A 20,212-nucleotide genomic window follows, 5' to 3' on the forward strand; every position below is an offset into this window, starting at 1 on the left:
CTTCAAAAACTCTTTAGATCGTAACAATAGAAAAGGTTTTTTTAGGAATATTAGTAGACATCATTGACGAGCTTTACCGAAGCGGCTCAGTTTATAAGCTGTTGGATCAATAGTATCCGGCTCATTAAAATAATATTCGGTAATTATACGCGCACTCACGACTGATTGCGTTAAGCCTAAATGATGATGACCAAAGTTTAAAAATACTCGTCCGATATTATCAATGACGGGTAAAAAGTCTACAGTCGTTGGTCGAAAGCCCATCCATGGCACGCTATCATCGGTATTTAACAGCTCTTTTAGCATAGGATTGGCATGCTGCAATAGCTTGTGCGCTCGCTGCATATTGGGAGGCGCGTCAAGTCCTGCATATTCTACTGTACCCGCTAAGCGTAAACCGCCTTCCATCGGCGTCATAATAAAATGTCGATCCAAGCTTGATACTGATGTATTTAAGCGCTTACTTTCATGCGGGAGCATCAAGTGATAGCCGCGTTCGGTATCTAAAGGTACTTTTACCCCTGTCAGCTGCTTAGCTAGCGACTTTGAGTATGCTCCTGCCGACAGTACTACTTTATTAGCTATCATATCGCCTTGGTTCGTTTTTAAGTGAATGCTGTCTTCACCTAAAATAGCTTCGAGAACTTTGCACTGCTCAATTATATGACCGCCAAGCTGCCGAAAAGTGGCGGCAAGGCTATCATGAATAGCTTGCAGGTTAGTAAAATGCCCCGTTTTTGAGAAATATAGCGCATCAAGATTATCATTCTTTAAAGCGGGTTCATGCTCAGCGATCTCATCTTTGGTTAGCAGATGATTGGTCACGCCAACATCGTTAAGGCGTTTGCCATAATCGGTTAAAGTCGCGAGTTTTGTAGGATGTTCGATCGTCAATAATGAGCCGCTGGTATGCACCCATTGACTCAGCTCAAACTGAGTAGCGAAGTTTTGCCATGCCGCCAAGCTATTTTGGTTAAGGTTCAATGTTGATTTATGAATACGCTCAAACGGTTCAGAACGCATATTTAACAAAAGCTGCACCGCCCATGGCATAAGCCGTGGAAGATAGCGCCAGTCCACCGTAGCGGTCCAGTAGGATTGAGCAGCATCGCTGGATATGGCGGAGCATACTGGCATCAGCCACAGGAAACACTTGCTCAGTAGCCAAGTGCCCTGCGTTACCTGATGAGGTGCCCTTACATATCTCATCAGCTTCGAGCAAAGCTACTTTTACTCCGCGGGCCTGTAGCGTCACCGCCGTCGTTAGACCAATAATGCCGCCACCAATAATATGTATGTCAAAGTCTTGAGTATTCATAAGCGCTCTCAATGGGCTAGTAGGAATGACGGTAGTAAGTTTCGTTAGTATGTTCCAATAGACCTTAAAAGCTAACGTATCGTTTGTTACTTGCTATAAAGATATCGATAGTGTTTTTTAACAAAAGTAGCAGTATGTTATACAGAAATCCTAAAATAGTAACCATGCTAGCTTTCTGATTCAAAAGCTTGAGTCAGAAAGCTAATATCTTAGCTCACATAAAACATATACGAATCTGCAGCTCAATGATGTGTTTTAAAATTAAAAAACTCTCGCTGTTACTGTAACATCGAGAGTTTACATTCATAAGGTATTAGCAGTAATGTCATTAATGTTTAGCGTTTATCATGTTTATCGCTATATGCTATCCAGAAGTCTGCATTTTCAACACCCGCTTTTCTAGGGTCAAAGACAGGGTTGAGTCCCAGCTTCATTTGCTCGTCGTAGTCTTTTAATACTTTAAGAGCTGTTTTACTCAATAAAACGATAGCAATAAAGTTAAGGTAACACATACTGCCGAAGCCGATATCGCCTAGCGCCCACATCATACCTACTGACTGTATACTACCGCTAAAGCAAACGATTAGAAATACAATTTTTAGTAATGGTTTTAAAATAGGATAGCGCATCTTGCTGTCTAGATATACCATCGTTGTTTCAGCAATATAGTAATAAGCAATCAAGCAGGTAAAGGCAAATAAGAAGATGGCAATAGCCACGAAGCCACTACCATATTGGCTAAATACGGTTGAGACTGCGGCTTGAGTAAATGCGGTTCCAGCTGCGACACCTGGCATATTCTCGACCAGTACCAAGCCTTCTGCGGGAATGACATTGTACATGCCTGTCGATAAAATCATCAATGCGGTAGCAGTACAAACGAGTACGGTATCAATATAGATAGAGAAACTTTGCACTAAACCTTGCTTGGCGGGGTGTGAGACTTCTGCTGCTGCTGAACTGAAAGTTGCTTCGCCTGCGCCTGCAACGTTTGAGAATACGGCACGGCGTACGCCCCAAGAGATTGCTAGACCAACAATACCACCGAAGACAGCATCCATGCCAAACGCACTTTTAAAAATAAGAGCGAACATAGCTGGTATATTGGATGCATTAAATAATAATACGATGACCATCATCAATACGTAGCCGACCGCCATAATAGGCACGACTTTGCCAGCGAAGTTTGCAATACGTTTTATGCCACCGAATATGATAAATGCTAACAACGCAACGATAATGAAACCAGTTGCAACAGGTGGGATATTAAAAGCGGTATTAAAAGAATCAGCAATGGTATTGGCCTGTACGCCTGGTACCAAAACACCATATGATAGGCAGGTAACAGCCGCAACGACAATGGCAAAAGGCTTCATTTTAAGCCCCCGCTCAATATAAAAAGGTGTACCGCCACGATATTGATCATCAACGGTATGCTTATATACCTGTGCAAGTGTTGACTCGATAAAGGCGCTGGCACCACCAAGCAGACCCATAACGATCATCCAAAATACTGCACCAGGTCCACCAGCTGCGATTGCAGTGGCAACCCCGGCAATGTTACCGACACCGATTCGGCCTGATAAGGCCATACTAAAGGCTTGAAAGGAGCTAATACCTTGGGTTGAGGTTTGTTTGTCAAATAATAGTTTAACCATCTCTTTGAGATAGCGGAACTGTACACCGCGAGTCATCACGGTAAAATAAATACCGACACCGAGTGCCAAATAAACTAATGCGTCGCTCCATATATAACCGACGATAGTATTAATAATCGCTTCCATGGCCCTACTTCCTTGTAAGTGTTTGACTAAAGTTTTAGATTATTTTAATAATACGAAATGCTGTCATATCACTACATCAGGTGACATGACAGGCAAGCTATATTGACTAGTTGACCAACCAAACGGTTTTGGTTTGTGTATATTGTGATAAGGCTTCTAGCCCATTATCACGACCGCCAAATCCAGATTGCTTGTAGCCACCGAACGGGGTGGTGATATCACCCTCTGAAAAACCATTGATCGAAACGGTTCCAGCTTTAATGGCTGAAGCAACTCGGTAAGCACGCTTAATGTTTTGAGTATAAAAAGATGCCGCTAGACCAAAATTGGTTTCGTTCGCTAATTTTACGGCTTCATCTTCGGACTCAAAGCTAGTAACGGCTAATAATGGGCCAAAGACTTCTTCTTTAAATAAGGTCATGTCAGCGCTGACGTTATCAAAAATAGTAGGCTCAACATACCAGCCACTGCCTAAATCTTCGCGAATAGAGCCGCCTGCAACAAGGGTTGCACCTTCGTCTTTAGCCGTCTGTAAGTAATGGCAAACTTTATCGAAATGAGCCTTTTCAATCATCGGGCCAATCGCAGTATCGACATCATAAGGTGAGCCGACTTTCCATTCTTTTAGACCATCTTTTAATTTATCAAGAAGGCTTTCTTTTTGGCTGCTGTGGACTAATAAACGTGAACCACAGCTACAGTTCTCGCTCATGTTCCAAAAGGCGGCCGATAAGATATCGTTAATAGCGGCATCATCAAGTACAGCATCATCAAAGACGATTTGCGGACTTTTGCCACCGCACTCTAAGACAATCTCTTTTAAGTTGCTTTGTGCAGAATATTGTAGGAATAGACGTCCGACCTCTGTTGAGCCAGTGAATGACACCATATCAACATCCCTATGTTGACCGAGCGCTGCACCGACATTTTCACCAAGACCACAAACCATCTGCAAGGCAGATTTTGGCACACCTGCTTCATAGGCAAGTTCCGTTAAACGGTAGGCAGATAAAGAGGTCAGTTCAGCGGGTTTGACGATGACCGAGTTACCCATGATGAGAGCAGGAGCGACCTTCCATGCATACATTTGTGCTGGGAAGTTCCAAGGCAATACTGCACCAACGACACCGATTGGCTCTTGGACGATGAGCCCTAAAGCTGCGCTACCTGTCGGAGCGACTTTGCCAAATACTTTGTCAGCCGCTTCGGCATACCACTCAAAAGTCTCGATAGTCGCTGGCATGTCAGTGTTTAAGCATTCAGTAATCGGTTTGCCCGCATCAACGCAATCTAATGCTGCTAGCTCTTCAAAGTGTTCATGCATGAGTGCACACCAGCGCTGCATAATAGCCTTACGTTCAGCAGGGGCTAGACGACGCCATTCACCATTCTCAAAACTATCGCGTGCGATTTGTACGGCAATATCGACATCATCGCTAGTACCAGAGGCAATTTGACCGATGATGCTATTATCAATTGGGGTAATATTGTCTAAGGTGGCAGTTGATAAATTCTTATGATCAATCAGATGGCCTGCCCATAGCTTTTGCTGTTTGGCTTGTTCGAACACTTGCTCTTTAGAGATTTGTTTTTTTGAGAACGTCATTTTTACACTCCTTGTTGACTACATTTGATACCGTAGATCGCAATACGGCATCAAATGTAGCGTTAGCTATTCTTGATATTGTTTTTATGAAGCTGAGGACTATTCAGAAAGCAGCGCTAAAAACTCTGCTTTTTCATCTTCTGGCATGTTAGTTAATGGCACCCGTACTGAGCCCACATCAACGCTACCTTTTAAGCAGCCTGCTTTAGCTTTTTGGTTATAATTACCTGATTCCATAGAATGAATAGCAGGATAAATCTCACTCATAATTTGCTTAGCTTTGTCCCAATCACCTTGTTGAGTTGCATTGAAAAGCGCTACTTGTTCTTCTGGAAACACATTTGCTGCGCCAGCTATCCAGCTCTTGGCGCCCCAAAAGAAGAAATCAACCGGCTGATCATCACAGCCGCACACCACTTCAAAGTTTTCAAAATTAGCCTGCAACATACGTAGGGCATGACTAAAGTCACCGCTACTTTCTTTTACACCAACGATGTTAGGGTGTTTGGCTAAATGGGCAACGGTATCAAACTCAATAGCAACGCCGACACGATCAGGGAAGTTATACATGATGATTGGCAGCTCGCTGGCGTCCGCGACTTTTTCAAAGTGAGCGATGATGCCATCTTGCTCAGGCAAGCTATAAGGCGTAGCAGAGAGCATAAGGCCGTCATAACCTAAGGCTTTGGCTTGTGCAGCAAGTTCAATAGAGTGGTTAGTCGATAAGCTATTGATACCTGCAATCAGAGTGACTTTATTTTCAGCACCTTTTTCTTTGGCAGCCTCGGCGATAGTAGTCAACACCAGCTCGCGCTCTGCTGCCGAAAAGGTATAGTATTCCCCTGTGGTACCGCAAGCGACGATACCGGCTACGCCCTTGTCGATAAAAGCTTCGACCAGTGTCGTTAATTTTTGCGCATCAACGTCGCCGTTATTGTCGAAAGGGGTAACGATTGGGACTAAAATTCCATTTATATTCATGAGACTATCCTTATTGGTGTTGATCTGATGGGTAATGATTCAATAATGAATCGGTTGGTTTTTGCTTGGTTCATAACCGTTTGGTAAGCAGCTTATTTAAAGCGAGCAAGTTGATACGGTTTTGGATCGATAGTATGTTCTTCATCAAAATAGTATTCGGCAATCATTTGCGCACTAACGACAGCTTGCGTTAAGCCTAAATGCTGATGACCAAAGCTCAAAAGTACGCGCTCGATTTTGTCGATAACCGGTAAGGAGTCTGCAGTCGATGGCCGAAACCCCATCCAAGGCTTGCTGTCAGTAGCATTTAATGGGCTGTTAAGCATTGGCTGCGCTAGGCTTAATAGCACCTGAGCACGTTCCATGTTGGCAGGTGCCTCAAGTCCTGCGTATTCCACCGTGCCAGCCAAACGCAAGCCTTCTTGCATTGGCGTCATGATAAATCGTCTATCCATACTTGACACTGGTATCTGTAAACGTGCGCTTTCATGCGGTAGCATTAAATGATAACCACGCTCGGTATCTAAAGGCACATTTATGCCCGTGAGCTGCTTGGCAAGCATTTTAGAGTGCGCACCTGCTGATAGCATGACCTTGGAGGCGATCATAGCGCCTTGACTGGTCTTCAAGTGGATACCGTCCACGCTGTGTGTCGCATCAAGAACTCGGCAGTGCTCAACGATATGTCCACCCAGCTGTCTAAAGGTGACGGTCAACTGGTTGATGACAGCTGTTAAGTTGGTAATATGTCCGGTATCAGGGAAAAATAATGCATTAAGCTGATTGTCTTGTAAGGCGGGCTCACGTTCTAATAAGGCTTCTTTGGTCAACCATTCATTAGTTACGCCAATATCATTAAGACGTTTGCCATGGGCGATTAAAGGATTGACGCTGTTAGGGTTTTCAATGGTCAATAGTGAGCCTTGCCCCTTTACCCAATCCTTAAGTTGCCACTGATTTGCAAAATCTTGCCATGCTTGTAGGCTGTTTTGGTTTAAGCTCGACAAGGCTTGATGAATACGCTCAAATGGCTCTGCACGCATATTCAGTAATAGCTGCATTGCCCATGGCATCAAGCGTGGGAGGTAACGCCAGTCTAGTCGCAGCGGTCCTGCTGGATTGAATAACATAGCTGGAATATGGCGTAGCATGCTAGCATCAGCAATCGGGAATACTTGCTCCGTTGCAATGTGCCCAGCATTACCACAGGACGCGCCTTGTCCTATCTCATTTGCTTCAAGCAATGTTACCTTCACACCTCGTGCTTGCAACTTTACCGCAGTAGTTAGGCCAATAATGCCACCACCAATAATATGTAAGTCGAAGTCTAGGGTAGTCATAAATATTCTCAATATTACTTAAATGGTGCTACGCGCTTATAGTTTCTGGCTTATTGAAGTCAATTTATTAAGGTTGTATACCCCATTTATAAGGGTCGTCTTTTTGTACGATAAGTGTCGTCTCAGCACAAACATAAGCATGACCACAAATCGTTGGTAAAATAGTATTGTCAGGGTAAGTCATACCAGATGCGTTTTTGAGGTTTGCCACATACTGGTAGCTACCAGTAAATACGCTCCCAATGACACCTTGTTGCTGCCATAACTGCTCGGGAGCAAGTTTGTTGTCAGCAGCTAGACAGGCAAGTTTGGCGCTAGTACCAGTACCACAAGGGGAGCGGTCATAAGCAGCGCCTGGGCACAAGACAAAGTTTCTACTGTCGACTTGCGTATCTTCGCTATCTGCGAACAACTCAATGTGGTCAATCTCGCTACCGTTTTCGCCCGTGATGTTGGCAGCGATCAATGCTTGCTTAATTTGCATAGTTATTTGAGTGAGTTGTTTGACATTGCAGGCTTTAATATCTTGCCCATGCTCACTGACTAAAAAGAACCAATTGCCACCCCATGCGATATCACCTTGGATGAGTCCCAGCTCAGGAACGTCTACTGTTACTTGTTTTTTATAACGATAAGAGGGGACGTTTTGAACGCTACAGCTGCTATCTTCATGGAGCGTGGCTTGGACTAAACCCACAGGAGTCTCAAGCCAATGCACGCCAGCAGTTATTTTTTTTTGATATGCTAAGGAGACGATAACGCCAATAGTGCCATGGCCGCACATACCCAAATATCCAGAGTTATTGAAGAAAATAACACTAGCTACCGCTTTAGGATTTATTGCAGGGAACAGCAGGGCGCCAACAAGCACATCATTACCGCGTGGCTCTAGAATGATACTTTGACGCAAATGATCAAAGTTTTGTTTGAAGTATTGCAGCTTGTCTTGAATAGTGCTGCCGATGAGATCAGGGAAACCATCATAAACCATACGCGTAGGCTCACCGCCAGTATGTGAGTCAATGATTTTGAAATTAAATAGTGTAGAGACCATGACCGACGTCCTAATTCATCCGTGAAAAAATTGCATTCCATTATTGTTCCTTAGACCTGATCGTCACTTTTTTATAGGGAATAACAAGTGACTTATGATTGAGGTCTATCAATAGAATGGACTTTTTTAAATGTATCGTCTTGCTGTTTTTTGATGAAAAAATGCGTACTTCTGCATAGTGGGTCGGTGTACACTAGAAGAGGTTTTGACTGAAATTAAATGAACAATTGTTTATTAAAAGTGGTGTAGCGATAGCTGGTCTTATATGATGGCTATATAGCAGTAGTATCATTCGTTAATAAAAAACTGTTTTACTAATGCCATTGATACGACAAGGAGTAGGTATGAGTAGTCATTCTGTAGAAAGTTCAGCGCTTACCAGGCTTCCAGTGTCATTGTCACAGAGCATGGCAGATTACAATCCAGACAGTAGCGAGGTATTCACTGGTAGTGTTTCGCTTTTGCTGCCTTTGTTCGATACGCTTTCCAACGTAGTTTTTTTTGTAAAGGACGAGCAGGCACGGTATCAACTTGCGAATAAGACCTTGTTGAAACGCTGTAAATTGCATAAGCATGAGGAAATTATTGGTTTTACCTCAGAACAGATGTTCTCTCACCAACAAAGTAAAGATTATATTTTGCAAGATAAAAAGGTGTTACAAGAAGGCAAGGTGATAGTTGATAACTTAGAGCTCCATAGCTATGCATCAGGAAAACTCGGTTGGTGTATCACCAATAAACTGCCTATTTATGATAAGAAGCAACAGATTATCGCAATGGTAGGCATATCAGTTGATATTGATGAAGATAACGAGCGCATTTTACGCAAGCATGCGCGTTTGGCTGCGGTGGCCCAGTTTGTGCGTAATCACCTTGATCAGAAAATACATATCTCGCAGTTGGCGGAGTTAGCCAATCTCAGCTTATCGCAATTAGAGCGGACGTTCAAAGCAGTACTGAACATGTCACCATTACAGTTTGTCCAAAAGATCCGCTTAGAGTACGCGATTAAATTGTTAGCGATGCCTGAGATGTCAGTGACTCAAATATCATTAAACTGTGGCTATAGTGATCATAGTGCTTTCAGCCGCCAGTTCAAACAGTTTACAGGAATGTCGCCTACGCAGTTTCGTCAAGTACATCTATCGATAATACGCTGAATATTGATTAGGACGTCCAGATAGTGACATACTCAAGGTTAATACTACCCATAAAAAAGCCCTCGATACTGTTACATAAACGAGGGCTAATATAATCGTAATTAGTACTACTGCGTGTCTAGTAATTCAGTCAACAGCATAAGTGCCTATTCTTAGCAATATTTAGTCCTCTACATTCAAGTTAGGGACATTTACTAATACCCAACCACAGCCGCATCGACGATACGTGGGTCAGATGAGCCGTAGACACCGTTTGGCGTTATCATAATCGACTGAGTCGAGCCCATGGCAGCTTTTGGACTGATCGTATGGCCCATTGATTCAAGCTTTTTGACGGTGTCGATATTTAACGCTTTTTCGATGCGAATCTCATCTGGCAACCATTGGTCGTGAATGCGAGGTGCATGAGTGGCCTCAGCGATATTCATATCATGGTCGATGACGTTTGATAGGATTTGGGTGACGGTGGTGATGATACGACTACCACCTGGGCTACCTGTGACGATATAAGGCTTGCTGTCTTTGAACACTAAAGTAGGGCTCATAGAAGACAAGGGGCGCTTATCGCCTTCGACCGCATTGGCTTCACCGCCAAGTAACCCATAACCATTAGGCACGCCCGGCTTAGCAGAGAAATCATCCATTTCATTATTCAATAAAATTCCTGTTCCTTCAGCGACTAATCCAGTGCCATAAGAGAAGTTCAACGTATAAGTATTGGCTATCGCATTGCCATCTTTATCCACGATAGAGAAATGCGTGGTTTGGTCACTTTCATAAGGCAGAGGGTTGTTGGCTTTAATCGTCGCGGCTGGCGTGGCTTTATTTGGATCAATTAAGGTGCGCAGTTTGTCTGCATAAGCTTGAGAGGTGAGACCGCTGGCAGGTACGTCGACAAAGTCTGAGTCACCTAAGTACTCCGCTCGATCTGCATAAGCCAATTGCATCGCCTCAGCCATTAAGTGGATGGTCTGGGCGCTGTTTTGTCCATAGTCTTTGAGCGGATAGCCTTCTAAAATATTCAAAATCTGGATGATATGAATACCACCAGAAGAAGGCGGTGGCATCGAGACAATCTCGTAGCCACGATAATTGCCTTTGACTGGCTCGCGGGCGATTGCTTTATAATCGCTCAAATCCTGCAAGCTCATCAGGCCGCCTGCTTCGTTGACTGCTTTGACCAATTTTTGAGCGGTTTCTCCCTTGTAGAATCCATCGGCGCCTTGCGCGGCTATCAGCTTTAGCGAGCGGGCAAGCTCTGGCTGCTTTAAGCGCTCTCCGGGTTGATAGGCGCTGCCATCGGCTTTAAAAAACACCTTCTTAGTGCTGGGCCATTTTTGTAAACGGTCACTTAAGGCTTCTAATGATTCAGACAGTCCTGCAGTCACTTCAATGCCATCTTCTGCTAACGCAATCGCTGGTGCCATGACTTTTCCGCGGCTCATCGTGCCGTGATCATCTAACGCTTTGAGCAGTCCTGCGACAGTGCCGGGCACGCCAACGGCTAAGCCATGATAGCGAGATAAGTCACTGACGGCGTTGCCTTCCTCATCGAGATACATATCACGAGTGGCGCTACTGGGCGCTTTTTCACGGTAATCGAGTGCCACGGTTTTGTCTTGCTTGGCATCATAAATCATCATAAAACCACCACCGCCGATATTACCAGCACGGGGCAGAGTGACAGCTAAGGCAAAGCCAACTGCGACGCCTGCATCGACCGCATTACCGCCCTCTTTCAAAATCTTTAAGCCAATATCTGAAGCGAGCGCTTCTTGCGTGGCAACCATGCCATTCTTTGCCCAAACGGGATGATGAATCGCATCCGCAGAGTAGATGGCTTGATCCGTTTTAGCCGTTGTGTTGGGTATTTTCTTTAGACTATCAGGCGCTGCAACAGTAATGCGCTGAGTTTCAGAAAGTATCGTTGGTGCGTCAGTCATGATCGCTAGATTTATGGCGCTAGTATTTATCGAAGTGGTATTGATAGTGTCTTGAGTAGGTTGAGCGGCATGAGCAGGTAGGTGAACTAAAACCGCACTACTAATAATAACAATAGCGGCTTTAATAGTCGTTCGGTTTTGCTTAATTTTTAGGGTTGATTTATGCATCGCAAAATCCTTTTACGGATGAGAAGAGAGTGACTAATTTACTATTAATACTTGGTATCATTCGTTTAATGACAGGTTCAGAGTAGCAGTATAAAAGCGTAACGGCTAGAAATTAAATAAGGTTAAGCCTTTGTTGTGAATGATCTGATATAAAATGCATAGTATATCTTTCAGCAGTGGCTACTTATTATCTCTTCATGATTTACGATCGTCTTTAGCGTGGCTTAAGGATGTGCTGCTTTTACTGTTAAAGAATTTTTATCAATACGAGATGAATATACCTTACTTTTTAATTACTAAAATGTAATCTTATGTGTTATAAATAAAAGTGTTATTAGCATAACTAAAATATCTATTATTCGATAAACATAAGGGTTTTTATGTCATTGCCTATTCAGCACTCTTTGGTTAAAAAACAAGCATCCCACCTTGAACCTATTAAAAACAATAAGCATAAAACCCTTTCACTAGCAGTCTGTGCCGTGATGCTTGGTAGCACTGTGTTAGTAGGCTGTCAATCCAATCCTACACCAATCAAAAACAGTGGCAAAGCTATGATTGATTTCAGTGTCGCCGATAGCCGTCAAAATCAAGCCCAAGCGCAGAGCTTTAATACGGCACTTAATGCTAATGATGAGCGTTATGAGCAGCTATTTGATCAAAGCCAATTTCCTAGTACAGAAACCCAAGCCAAAACTCGATTAATAAAAGCCATACGCCAGCATTTAGCGACAGAGCAAGTTGCCGTAGCGCAAGCGCGTTATTATTCAACGCCTTTTATTAAGTCCGATAGCATTGACGCAGGATCTACTAGTCTACTCAAGACAGTTATTGAACTCTATGCTTATAATGCTGAAAATCAAAGCTATAGCGATTATGATGATGCAGAAGACGATAGTTATTATGAAGAAAGCGTCTACGAAGAGGATGAGTTAGAAAGTGATAGCCGAGTGGACGCAGCAGACGAGGTGGTCGTTGTAGAGCCCGACGCTGATGACTATGACGCCGCGCTTGAATATGATGCTGAGGGTTATGATGAGTATGGTTATGACTACGATGGCTACGATAGAGATGGCTATGACTATGATGGTTATGATTATTATGGCTATGATATAAACGGCTACGATTATGAAGGCTATGATGAATACGGTTATGATCAAGATGGTGACTATGGCTATAGCTCGGACGACGATTATGAAGATAGCGGCATAAAGGATAAGCTTGATAAATTAAACCCAAAAGGGTTATTAAAGAGCTATGAGGCGATGCAAATTCAAAAGCAGCAAGCGAGCACTAACAAAGATAGTGTCACTGCAAATGAGCCTTTGACAGGTATGCTTGGCAGCATGTTGGGTATGCTGGATCGTACCCCTGAGCAAGTTCAAGCGATGAATGCTTATCAATACAAAAACTTAACCTTCAATAGTGTGAGTCACTATAAGCCTGAGCAAAAACAACTGCAGAGTGTCTATAGCTACGACTACCTAACGCCAACGCTTAGCTCATCGATACAAATACCGCTAGCACTGGATTTTAAAGACAGCCGTATCACTCTTGATCCCTCGGCATTGATGCCGCTAGCGGCTTTGCTCAATCCTGAACATACGCCGCTACCCAACGAGATGACAGCACATACGGTAGATTTTGGTCTGCCTGAGAGTATAACCTCGCAGCTGCCTTTTGAGGTGATATATGATGCGCTCATCAGTGCGGTACAAGAGGGTATGGCGGAGCTGCCTGAGGACAACTTCAGTGCTATAGATATCAAAGGTGATGCCTTTGCAAAAGAGGTAGGGGCCACGCGCGCAGTAAAGGTCTATTTTGGCAGTAAGCAAAGCGGTGAGTTGCTCGGTAAAGTCCTTAAACACTTCAGCCAGTCACTAGATAGCTATGTACAGGCCAATCCTGATAAGTATCCTGATGATGCTGTGCTCAGCCGTGCTATTGCCAAAATCCAGCTCTATAATAAAGGCTACCAAAGCGCCGATATAGGGTCGCTGATGCAGCTGATAGAGGCGATCGGCCCTCTGTCATTTAACCAAGTCAATTACTATTATCTGGACAGCTCAGATCGCCTGCTCGCCAAGCAACAACGCCTCAATATAGGTGGCGATCTGTTCGGTCAACAGACGGCTATGCTCAATCAAGTACGCTACGATAAAGCCCAGTTTAATCAGCATACACTAACACCATTATTAACGCAGTCTTTTGGTGTGAATGCTGCGCCTGCAATAGATGGCAATGCTTGGCTTGACGATCAGCGTTTTCAAAAAGAGAGACTCTCGCAAGCGCGTTATGCTCGCTATAGTTATGACGATAGTGACTATGACTCTTATAATGATGTCACTGAAGACGTTGCTGATGCTTATGAAAGTGACACTGATAACGATTAAAGATGATAAGAGTCATTCAAAAGTCAATATATCAGAGTAACGCATTTAAGGATAAATAATGAAAACCATATTTCAAGCTAAAATAAATAAATTGCCGTTAAAAAGTAATGTTACCACCTTGTTATCGAGCGCCTTTGTCTTTAGCGGTTTGTTACTCGTAGGCTGTCAGACTACACCTGTCAATGTCTCCAGCGCTGCTAACAACACGTCTACAGCAGCTAAAACGATTTTGGCTCAAGCACTTCAAAAGCAGCGCCGCCAGTCTTTTAGCTACCATAGTGATATGCAGATCAGTAATGAGCAGCAGTTTAGCAATATTGACAGCACGCAGCTGGTCGCTACCGATGATGTCGATAGTTATTGCGTGGATACTCATGATCAAGCGTATGCAGACTTGATAACGCAGGCCGAGGCGCTAGACGCAGAGGTAACAGATACGGCCTTTGAAACCCAGCGCGGCGCTATAAAACAAAGCTATCTAGACTGTAATCAGGCTTATGAGGCATGGAGCGCTCAGCAAGGTTATGACGATTATGATTATGATAATGGATATTACGAAGAGTCTGACCCATACGATTACGATGAATCAGCCTATAGCGAAGATGATGAAATTGTTGTTGTAGAGTCTGAGGAAGTAGGGCAGGAGGGCGCAACTATTGTTGAAACCAGCCATATTAAATCCAACGCTACTGATAATAGTAAGAGCGAAAATAATAATAAAGAAGCTATATCCCCTTATTATCAGCAACTATTTGATAGCTTTGATGACAAAACCAGCGTATTAGATATCAAAAAAGCAAAATTGCTAGACGCCTATCTACTAAAGCCTTTATCTATTAATGCCCAAGGAGTTTATCAGCCGCTGGCAGGTCGATTCACTATGCTCGGTAGCGCTCAATATCAGTCTCGCAATAATACGAGCAGTATTAATCAGCCTGTTTATGTCGATCTAAAGTCAGGTAATATTTACCTTTGGGCAGATAATTTTGCGATGTTTAATTCAGAATTATTAGACAATAAGCTTGGTGTTAAGTGGCAAAATAAATGGCTGCGCTTAGCGATTGACGATGGCACTTTACCGAAAGGTTTTGGTAGTGCGGTCATAAAAACACACTTTGAGGCGATAGACTATATCTATGAGCAAGCAGATGTCAGCCAGTTTGATTTTATTGCGCCTAATAGCTTACTTACCTTAACTCCTAAGCTACCCGAGCAGCAGCTTGCGCCTATGATGCAAAGCCCACAAATTATTCGTCGATTACAAACTAGTACTAGCTCTGAGCAAATGCAAATGGACTACCTGCGTTATTTTTATGAGAAAATAAGCGTACAGTATCCTGAGCTTATAGACAATGACATCGATGTAGAAACCCCAAGCGCGATTTTTGCAACAGGCTCGCTTAGTAGTAATAACATTGTCAAAAAAGGACTAGCAATGATTAATAAAATAATCACTGCCGATGAGGATGTAGCCGATATCGACAATATGGATGTCGTTGCTAGTACAGACGGTTTAGAAAAATTGGACAGTTCTGATCTATCAGCTAACAAAATTGAGTCGATAGCACAGCAATTATATGGCTTTGATAACAGAGGCCAACTACAGTGGTATCATGAACGTGGTGAGACCTCGTTTGACACTAGTGCTAATGATACCGCTAAGTCGCAAAAGACCATTGATGTACTACAGCAATATCTGCCACTACAACGTCAAGACATTATCTTTCCTAACTTACCAAGCGATGTGCAAATACCTAATGCCAGTAATAGTGTAGATATAAGAGCCTATAGTAAAGAGCTGGCTGAGTATTATCGCGCGGGTAATGGCACATTTATGGGTAAAATGTTATTCAATATGTTATCTGTATTCAAAATGCAAACAGAGGCGTTAGCTACTGAAGAGGCCTATGAGTTAGAAGAAGAGGCTATGGATATTGTCGTTGAGGAAGCGGAATAGCATAGATTTGTTTACTAGGAAGGCTACCCTTATAAGAGTAGCCCTTTTAAATATGCTCTATAAAACTATTTTAGAGCGATCGTATAGCTTAGCGGTTTATCTTGTAAGTTATACGTCTTAATAGCCTGTAGCTTAAAGGCGTTGCGATCATAAAAGTTTTCATCTTGCGCAGCTCTAAGCTCTAGCATATCCATCATAGAATAATAATCATCTAAGGTACTCCCAAAAAGCTTTTTGGCGATATAATCTATATAGGCTTTATTGTAGCCCTGTATTTCAAACTTGGTATAATAACTATCCTCAGCGCGATTGATCAGCAGCTCGTCGGTAATCTCTATCCGTGATGGGCAATTAAAGCAGCCTGGAATAAACTGTACATTTTCTATATCAACTTGGCTAAGTAAATTCCTAGTCTCAGTGTTTTTACTATTATAAGTGACATTTGATTGGGTGCTATACTGACAGTTCTCAGTGTTCATTATAGTAATGAAATTTATTTTACCGCTTTTAGTGACTCCTACATCCAGCTTACAAGCGTCTGAATCGCTATTGCTATAGCCATTCCAGTCTTGTTTACTTAGCCCCAGCTTGTACTGCTTATTTAAAGTATTGACATCCTTACCTAAGGAGCTTGGCGCAATAAAACTGTTATAGTTAGCGGCATAAGTAGGTAAGCAAACCACAGTGCCAACAATTATTATCAATAAGCTATTTTTCATAGTAATACCTAGTTTTAAGATTCTAAACTCAAGCTAATTCAACATCAAATTATTTCGTTGTTATAGTTAGGGCATGTCTCTAATCTGAACGTCCGAGACTAAATGGACTAAAAAAGGCTAAATATTGGCAGAGCAGTGTCAAATAGCTCATCAATATATCGATATTAATAGCGCTATTATTCTAGCCCTGCTGCAATTTTGCTCATTTTTATCACCATTTTTAAATTGAGCCACGCCCTAGTAGCTAAACTATTAATGATAAAAACGAGCTAACGTTTATGAATGTCCAACAGGCCCTAACAATTATAAATCTATTTCAGCTGTTTATAGCTTGATTTATGTATCAGTGCTTATTATGAGCAGATTAAAGATTTGTCTAATTAACCCTTTTTATAGTATCAGGTAATAGACTTAGTACTTTCAATCGACTCTCTTAGCAACTACTGTCAACAGACCCTAATTAAGGAGAAGTTATGACTACTCAATTGAATATTTTAGCATGTGTTGATGGATCAGCGGTGACGGAGTCGGTTTGCGATTATGCCATTTGGTATGCCAATAAATTAAATCTACCAGTAGCCCTGCTCAACGCTATCGATGTTCCAGCATCAACAAGGCGTAGTTTAGCAGGCTCGATAGGGATGAACAGCCGCCAAAATCTATTAGAGCAATTGACTAAGATAGACGAGCAAAGATCACAAATAGCTAATGATTATAGTAAAGCGCTAGTTGAAGACACCAAAAGTTATATTAATGGGAAGTCTGACGTTGAGGTTAATGTTTTTCGCCGCCGTGGCAAGCTGTTATCCGTAATTGAGTTCTATAAAGATAGTAGTCGCGCCATCGTCATGGGACGACGCGGAGAAGATCATAAAAATGATCATATTAATATCGGTAGTCAAATTGAAACCATCGCTCGCTCATCAAGTGTCCCTATCTTAATTTGTTCTGAAGACTTTAAGACGCCAAGCTCATATATGATAGCTTTTGATGCCAGTGATACTGCTGTCAAAGCAGTTGGCTTAATCACCAAAAGCCCGGTATTAAAAAGCTTGAAAGGTCATATTGTCATGATAGGCAATCATGATGACTCTTCAAGACAGAGCTTAGTCGCCGCCTCAGAGCAGCTAAAATCGGCAGGATATTTGGTCGATACCCATCACTTACCTGAGTCTAATGCGGTTGATGGACTGCTCGCGTTTCAAGTGAAAAACGATGTTGATATTATCGTCATCGGTGCTTATGGTCGCTCTAAATTTCAGCAGTTATTCTTAGGCAGTACGACGACCAAAGTGATCGCTAAGACGACCTCTCCTGTTATTTTGGTACGTTAGATCATTCTTATCATTATCGTAGCGTACTCATAATTTGTCATCGGACGTATGAATACAAGGAGAAGTAAAATGTGGGATGAGCGTTATAGCGAGGCAGGGTTTGCTTTTGGGACTGAGCCTAATGATTTTTTGAGAGATGAGTTTGGCCGTATACCAGCAGGCGGACGCGTACTGTGTCTGGCTGAAGGTGAGGGTAGGAATGCTGTATTCTTGGCTCAAAACGGCTATCAAGTTACGGGTATGGACTCCTCTAAGGTAGGCTTAGATAAAGCACAACAACTGGCTAATGATAAAGGTGTCACTATCACGACTCAAGTAGTAGATCTTGCTGATTACGAGTTTGGTGAGCAGCAGTGGGACGGTATTGTCGTTATGTGGGTACATCTGCCAACGCCGCTTCGTCAGCATATCCATGCTCAGATTGCAGCAGCGTTAAAGCCTGCTGGCGTGCTTATTTTAGAGGCTTATACCCAGCAGCAGCTCGAGATGGATGCGGTTGGTGGGCCACCAGCGACTCAAAAGGATCGATTTGGCTCATTAGCCACTTTGCAGTACGAGCTTGCAGAACTCAAAGAAGTCGTTGGGGTAGAGACACAGCGTATGGTTTCAGAAGGGACACGTCACCAAGGAATTAGCGCTGTAGTGCAGTTTATAGCGTACAAAGAATAGCTGATTTGAGAAATTGTAAAAGGGTAGATTATAGAGCTAGCTCTTGGCTCTATAATCTACCCTTTTTTAAAGAAAAATTTCAAAGCGGCTTAACTATGTTTGCGTTAACCATATGAGCATTTTACTTTGCGGTTGCAGCAGCTGCTAGATTATTAAGCAGCATAGATATGTTGCTGATAACTTTGTCGCAGCCTTTAATATTGTGACGCGCTTTTAGGTAGCTGGGATCATTATAAGTGAGCGCAACTAGACCTCCGGCATCTTCGCTAATGAGTACTTTTTGTGGTAAATCAATCGCGACGCTTGGGGCGCAATTCATCAAAGGCGTTCCTGCTTTAGGATTACCAAAGATGATAACTTCAGTAGGTTTCAAGGTTAAATCTGCATTCATAGCGTTTTGTTGATGGTCAATTCTAGTGAATAGGGTTAAGCCTTTATCTTTAGCAATAGACTCAAATCGATCAGCCGTCTGCTTGACTGAGTGATTGCTTTGCATACTGATCAAACCATTGTTTTGCATAGTGCTTTGTTGGTGACTGTTGGCATTAGAGTTAGATTGCAAACTAGCGCAAGAGGATAAGGCTAGGACGCAGGCGATAGCGGGTATAAGTTTTAGCATAGTATTTCCTATTAGTTGGTTTTGAACATCAAGAATAATGCGTTAAATATAGCATCAACCTCTTCGTCATACATACCTATTTATTGAATTCTTCTGTATGCAGAATACGATGTTTTAATGCTAATTCTATTAAAAAAATACTCCTCTTAAGAAGCTAACTTTGCCGCCTTTTTATTCAAAATAAACACCAACACCGCGCCTAAAATAATGCTACTTGCGACTATAAAACGCATCGTTAACTGTTCAGATAAAAACAGTACACCAGCAGCAGCGGCAAGCACAGGAACACAAAACTGGACAACCGCTGCTTGGGTACTTTTTAATAGCGGCATCGCTGTATACCAGATACTGTAACCAAGACCTGAGGTAATCGCGCCTGAGATAAAGGCTAACACGATGCCTTCAGACTGAATATCACTTAGATAGCCAATTGCCATCAAACCTATAATAGGAATAGCAGCTAGGCTTCTTATAAAGTTAAATCCAGTAGCTCGTAGCGGTGAAATACAGGATTGTCCACGGATGCTATACACGCCCCATGCGACCCCGCTAATCGCCATAATCGCAGCACCAGATAGTGAGGGCACAGCAGCTGAGGGCAGCATTAGATAAATAAAACCAGCCACAGCTACCATAAAAGCGATCCATTGCAGCGCGCTTAGTTGCTCCTTTTTATAGATACCCCAGCCAATCATCGTCAGTTGTACCGCTGCAAATAAGATAAGCGCACCAGTACCTGTATCTAGCTCTACATAAGCCAACGAAAAGCATAGCGCATAAACTACTAGGCTTATACTACTTAGCCAGCTGCCTTTATCGTTTAAAATAGCGTTATTATTAATGCTGATATCGGTATCAATGCTAGTATCGGCCATACTCTGGCGGGTGAGACGGCGTGCATGTACTACCATAATAATACTAAGGCAAATAGCGCCACCTAACAGCCGAATGATCGTAAAGCTCCAAGCATCGATGTAACCTTCTGCTAAGGCCATTCTACAAAAAAGTGAGTTTGCAGCAAAGGCAATCAAGGCGATAATCGTATAGAGCGCAGCTTTCAAAAGCATTCCTAAAATTAGAAATATTAAACAAAATAATTGTTTTATATTTTATGATAAATGACTTGGCGCACTTTACTACAAAAGGACAATCTATTGTTAAAATAAA

At 42.6% G+C, this 20,212-nt stretch carries 16 protein-coding genes; 5 read left to right on the forward strand and 11 right to left on the reverse strand.

Annotated features, from left to right (window positions below):
* Positions 1–60 precede the first annotated feature (60 nt).
* From Q9G97_RS06365 to Q9G97_RS06395, 7 genes are all read right to left on the reverse strand, one after another.
* Positions 61–1,023 (reverse strand): FAD-binding oxidoreductase, encoded by a 963-nt coding sequence (locus Q9G97_RS06365; protein ID WP_305900290.1) that lies wholly within the window; start codon positions 1,021–1,023, stop codon positions 61–63.
* Positions 1,013–1,318, reverse strand: coding sequence for an FAD-dependent oxidoreductase (locus Q9G97_RS06370; protein WP_305900182.1), 306 nt, complete (start codon positions 1,316–1,318; stop codon positions 1,013–1,015). Before Q9G97_RS06370 ends, Q9G97_RS06365 begins: the two co-directional genes overlap by 11 nt.
* A 335-nt stretch (positions 1,319–1,653) precedes the next feature.
* Entirely contained in the window at positions 1,654–3,102 is a 1,449-nt protein-coding gene (locus Q9G97_RS06375) for a sodium:alanine symporter family protein (protein WP_305900183.1), read from the reverse strand.
* A 106-nt stretch (positions 3,103–3,208) separates the two neighbouring features.
* Complete coding sequence (locus tag Q9G97_RS06380) at positions 3,209–4,708, reverse strand: aldehyde dehydrogenase (protein ID WP_305900184.1); 1,500 nt, start codon at positions 4,706–4,708, stop codon at positions 3,209–3,211.
* A gap of 99 nt (positions 4,709–4,807) precedes the next feature.
* Positions 4,808–5,689 (reverse strand): 4-hydroxy-tetrahydrodipicolinate synthase, encoded by an 882-nt coding sequence (gene dapA / locus Q9G97_RS06385; protein WP_305900185.1) that lies wholly within the window; start codon positions 5,687–5,689, stop codon positions 4,808–4,810.
* A gap of 92 nt (positions 5,690–5,781) precedes the next feature.
* Positions 5,782–7,029, reverse strand: coding sequence for an FAD-binding oxidoreductase (locus Q9G97_RS06390; RefSeq protein ID WP_305900186.1), 1,248 nt, complete (start codon positions 7,027–7,029; stop codon positions 5,782–5,784).
* Positions 7,030–7,096: 67 nt separating this feature from the next.
* Positions 7,097–8,083 (reverse strand): proline racemase family protein, encoded by a 987-nt coding sequence (locus tag Q9G97_RS06395; RefSeq protein WP_305900187.1) that lies wholly within the window; start codon positions 8,081–8,083, stop codon positions 7,097–7,099.
* A gap of 344 nt (positions 8,084–8,427) precedes the next feature.
* Between Q9G97_RS06395 and Q9G97_RS06400 the strand changes: the two genes are divergently transcribed.
* Positions 8,428–9,243 carry an AraC family transcriptional regulator gene (locus Q9G97_RS06400; RefSeq protein ID WP_305900188.1) on the forward strand — a complete coding sequence of 272 codons (816 nt, stop codon included), beginning with the start codon at positions 8,428–8,430 and terminating at the stop codon, positions 9,241–9,243.
* A 194-nt stretch (positions 9,244–9,437) separates the two neighbouring features.
* On the opposite strand, the gene ggt is transcribed toward Q9G97_RS06400, so the two are convergent.
* Positions 9,438–11,354: a gamma-glutamyltransferase gene (gene ggt, locus Q9G97_RS06405; RefSeq protein WP_305900189.1), complete on the reverse strand. Its 1,917-nt coding sequence runs from the start codon at positions 11,352–11,354 to the stop codon at positions 9,438–9,440.
* A gap of 380 nt (positions 11,355–11,734) precedes the next feature.
* Here ggt and Q9G97_RS06410 point away from each other — a divergent pair, with 380 nt between their 5' ends.
* Complete coding sequence (locus Q9G97_RS06410; RefSeq protein WP_305900190.1) at positions 11,735–13,747, forward strand: hypothetical protein; 2,013 nt, start codon at positions 11,735–11,737, stop codon at positions 13,745–13,747.
* A gap of 58 nt (positions 13,748–13,805) precedes the next feature.
* Positions 13,806–15,704, forward strand: a complete 1,899-nt coding sequence (locus tag Q9G97_RS06415) for a hypothetical protein (protein ID WP_305900191.1) — start codon at positions 13,806–13,808, stop codon at positions 15,702–15,704.
* A gap of 65 nt (positions 15,705–15,769) precedes the next feature.
* On the opposite strand, the gene Q9G97_RS06420 is transcribed toward Q9G97_RS06415, so the two are convergent.
* Complete coding sequence (locus Q9G97_RS06420; protein WP_305900192.1) at positions 15,770–16,423, reverse strand: hypothetical protein; 654 nt, start codon at positions 16,421–16,423, stop codon at positions 15,770–15,772.
* A gap of 473 nt (positions 16,424–16,896) precedes the next feature.
* Between Q9G97_RS06420 and Q9G97_RS06425 the strand changes: the two genes are divergently transcribed.
* Complete coding sequence (locus Q9G97_RS06425) at positions 16,897–17,757, forward strand: universal stress protein (protein ID WP_305900193.1); 861 nt, start codon at positions 16,897–16,899, stop codon at positions 17,755–17,757.
* A gap of 69 nt (positions 17,758–17,826) precedes the next feature.
* Complete coding sequence (locus tag Q9G97_RS06430) at positions 17,827–18,426, forward strand: bifunctional 2-polyprenyl-6-hydroxyphenol methylase/3-demethylubiquinol 3-O-methyltransferase UbiG (RefSeq protein WP_305900194.1); 600 nt, start codon at positions 17,827–17,829, stop codon at positions 18,424–18,426.
* Positions 18,427–18,547: 121 nt separating this feature from the next.
* Here Q9G97_RS06430 and Q9G97_RS06435 read toward each other — a convergent pair whose 3' ends face one another.
* Together Q9G97_RS06435 and Q9G97_RS06440 are read right to left on the reverse strand one after the other, a co-directional pair.
* On the reverse strand, positions 18,548–19,045 hold the full coding sequence (locus tag Q9G97_RS06435) for a DUF302 domain-containing protein (protein ID WP_305900195.1): 498 nt from the start codon (positions 19,043–19,045) through the stop codon (positions 18,548–18,550).
* Positions 19,046–19,191: 146 nt separating this feature from the next.
* Entirely contained in the window at positions 19,192–20,106 is a 915-nt protein-coding gene (locus Q9G97_RS06440; RefSeq protein ID WP_305900196.1) for a DMT family transporter, read from the reverse strand.
* Positions 20,107–20,212 lie beyond the last annotated feature (106 nt).

Origin of the sequence: Psychrobacter sp. M13 (genome assembly GCF_030718935.1) — a bacterium.
GTDB lineage: Bacteria > Pseudomonadota > Gammaproteobacteria > Pseudomonadales > Moraxellaceae > Psychrobacter > Psychrobacter immobilis_G.

Bases quoted from the DNA above. Each gene is read 5' to 3' on its own strand.
- Q9G97_RS06370 (WP_305900182.1), bottom strand. From the start codon at position 1,318: ATGAATACTCAAGACTTTGACATACATATTATTGGTGGCGGCATTATT.
- Q9G97_RS06415 (WP_305900191.1), top strand. From the start codon at position 13,806: ATGAAAACCATATTTCAAGCTAAAATAAATAAATTGCCGTTAAAAAGT.
- dapA (WP_305900185.1), bottom strand. From the start codon at position 5,689: ATGAATATAAATGGAATTTTAGTCCCAATCGTTACCCCTTTCGACAAT.
- Q9G97_RS06410 (WP_305900190.1), top strand. From the start codon at position 11,735: ATGTCATTGCCTATTCAGCACTCTTTGGTTAAAAAACAAGCATCCCAC.
- Q9G97_RS06390 (WP_305900186.1), bottom strand. From the start codon at position 7,029: ATGACTACCCTAGACTTCGACTTACATATTATTGGTGGTGGCATTATT.
- Q9G97_RS06420 (WP_305900192.1), bottom strand. From the start codon at position 16,423: ATGAAAAATAGCTTATTGATAATAATTGTTGGCACTGTGGTTTGCTTA.
- Q9G97_RS06430 (WP_305900194.1), top strand. From the start codon at position 17,827: ATGTGGGATGAGCGTTATAGCGAGGCAGGGTTTGCTTTTGGGACTGAG.
- Q9G97_RS06380 (WP_305900184.1), bottom strand. From the start codon at position 4,708: ATGACGTTCTCAAAAAAACAAATCTCTAAAGAGCAAGTGTTCGAACAA.
- ggt (WP_305900189.1), bottom strand. From the start codon at position 11,354: ATGCATAAATCAACCCTAAAAATTAAGCAAAACCGAACGACTATTAAA.
- Q9G97_RS06395 (WP_305900187.1), bottom strand. From the start codon at position 8,083: ATGGTCTCTACACTATTTAATTTCAAAATCATTGACTCACATACTGGC.
- Q9G97_RS06365 (WP_305900290.1), bottom strand. From the start codon at position 1,023: ATGCGTTCTGAACCGTTTGAGCGTATTCATAAATCAACATTGAACCTT.
- Q9G97_RS06400 (WP_305900188.1), top strand. From the start codon at position 8,428: ATGAGTAGTCATTCTGTAGAAAGTTCAGCGCTTACCAGGCTTCCAGTG.
- Q9G97_RS06425 (WP_305900193.1), top strand. From the start codon at position 16,897: ATGACTACTCAATTGAATATTTTAGCATGTGTTGATGGATCAGCGGTG.
- Q9G97_RS06375 (WP_305900183.1), bottom strand. From the start codon at position 3,102: ATGGAAGCGATTATTAATACTATCGTCGGTTATATATGGAGCGACGCA.
- Q9G97_RS06435 (WP_305900195.1), bottom strand. From the start codon at position 19,045: ATGCTAAAACTTATACCCGCTATCGCCTGCGTCCTAGCCTTATCCTCT.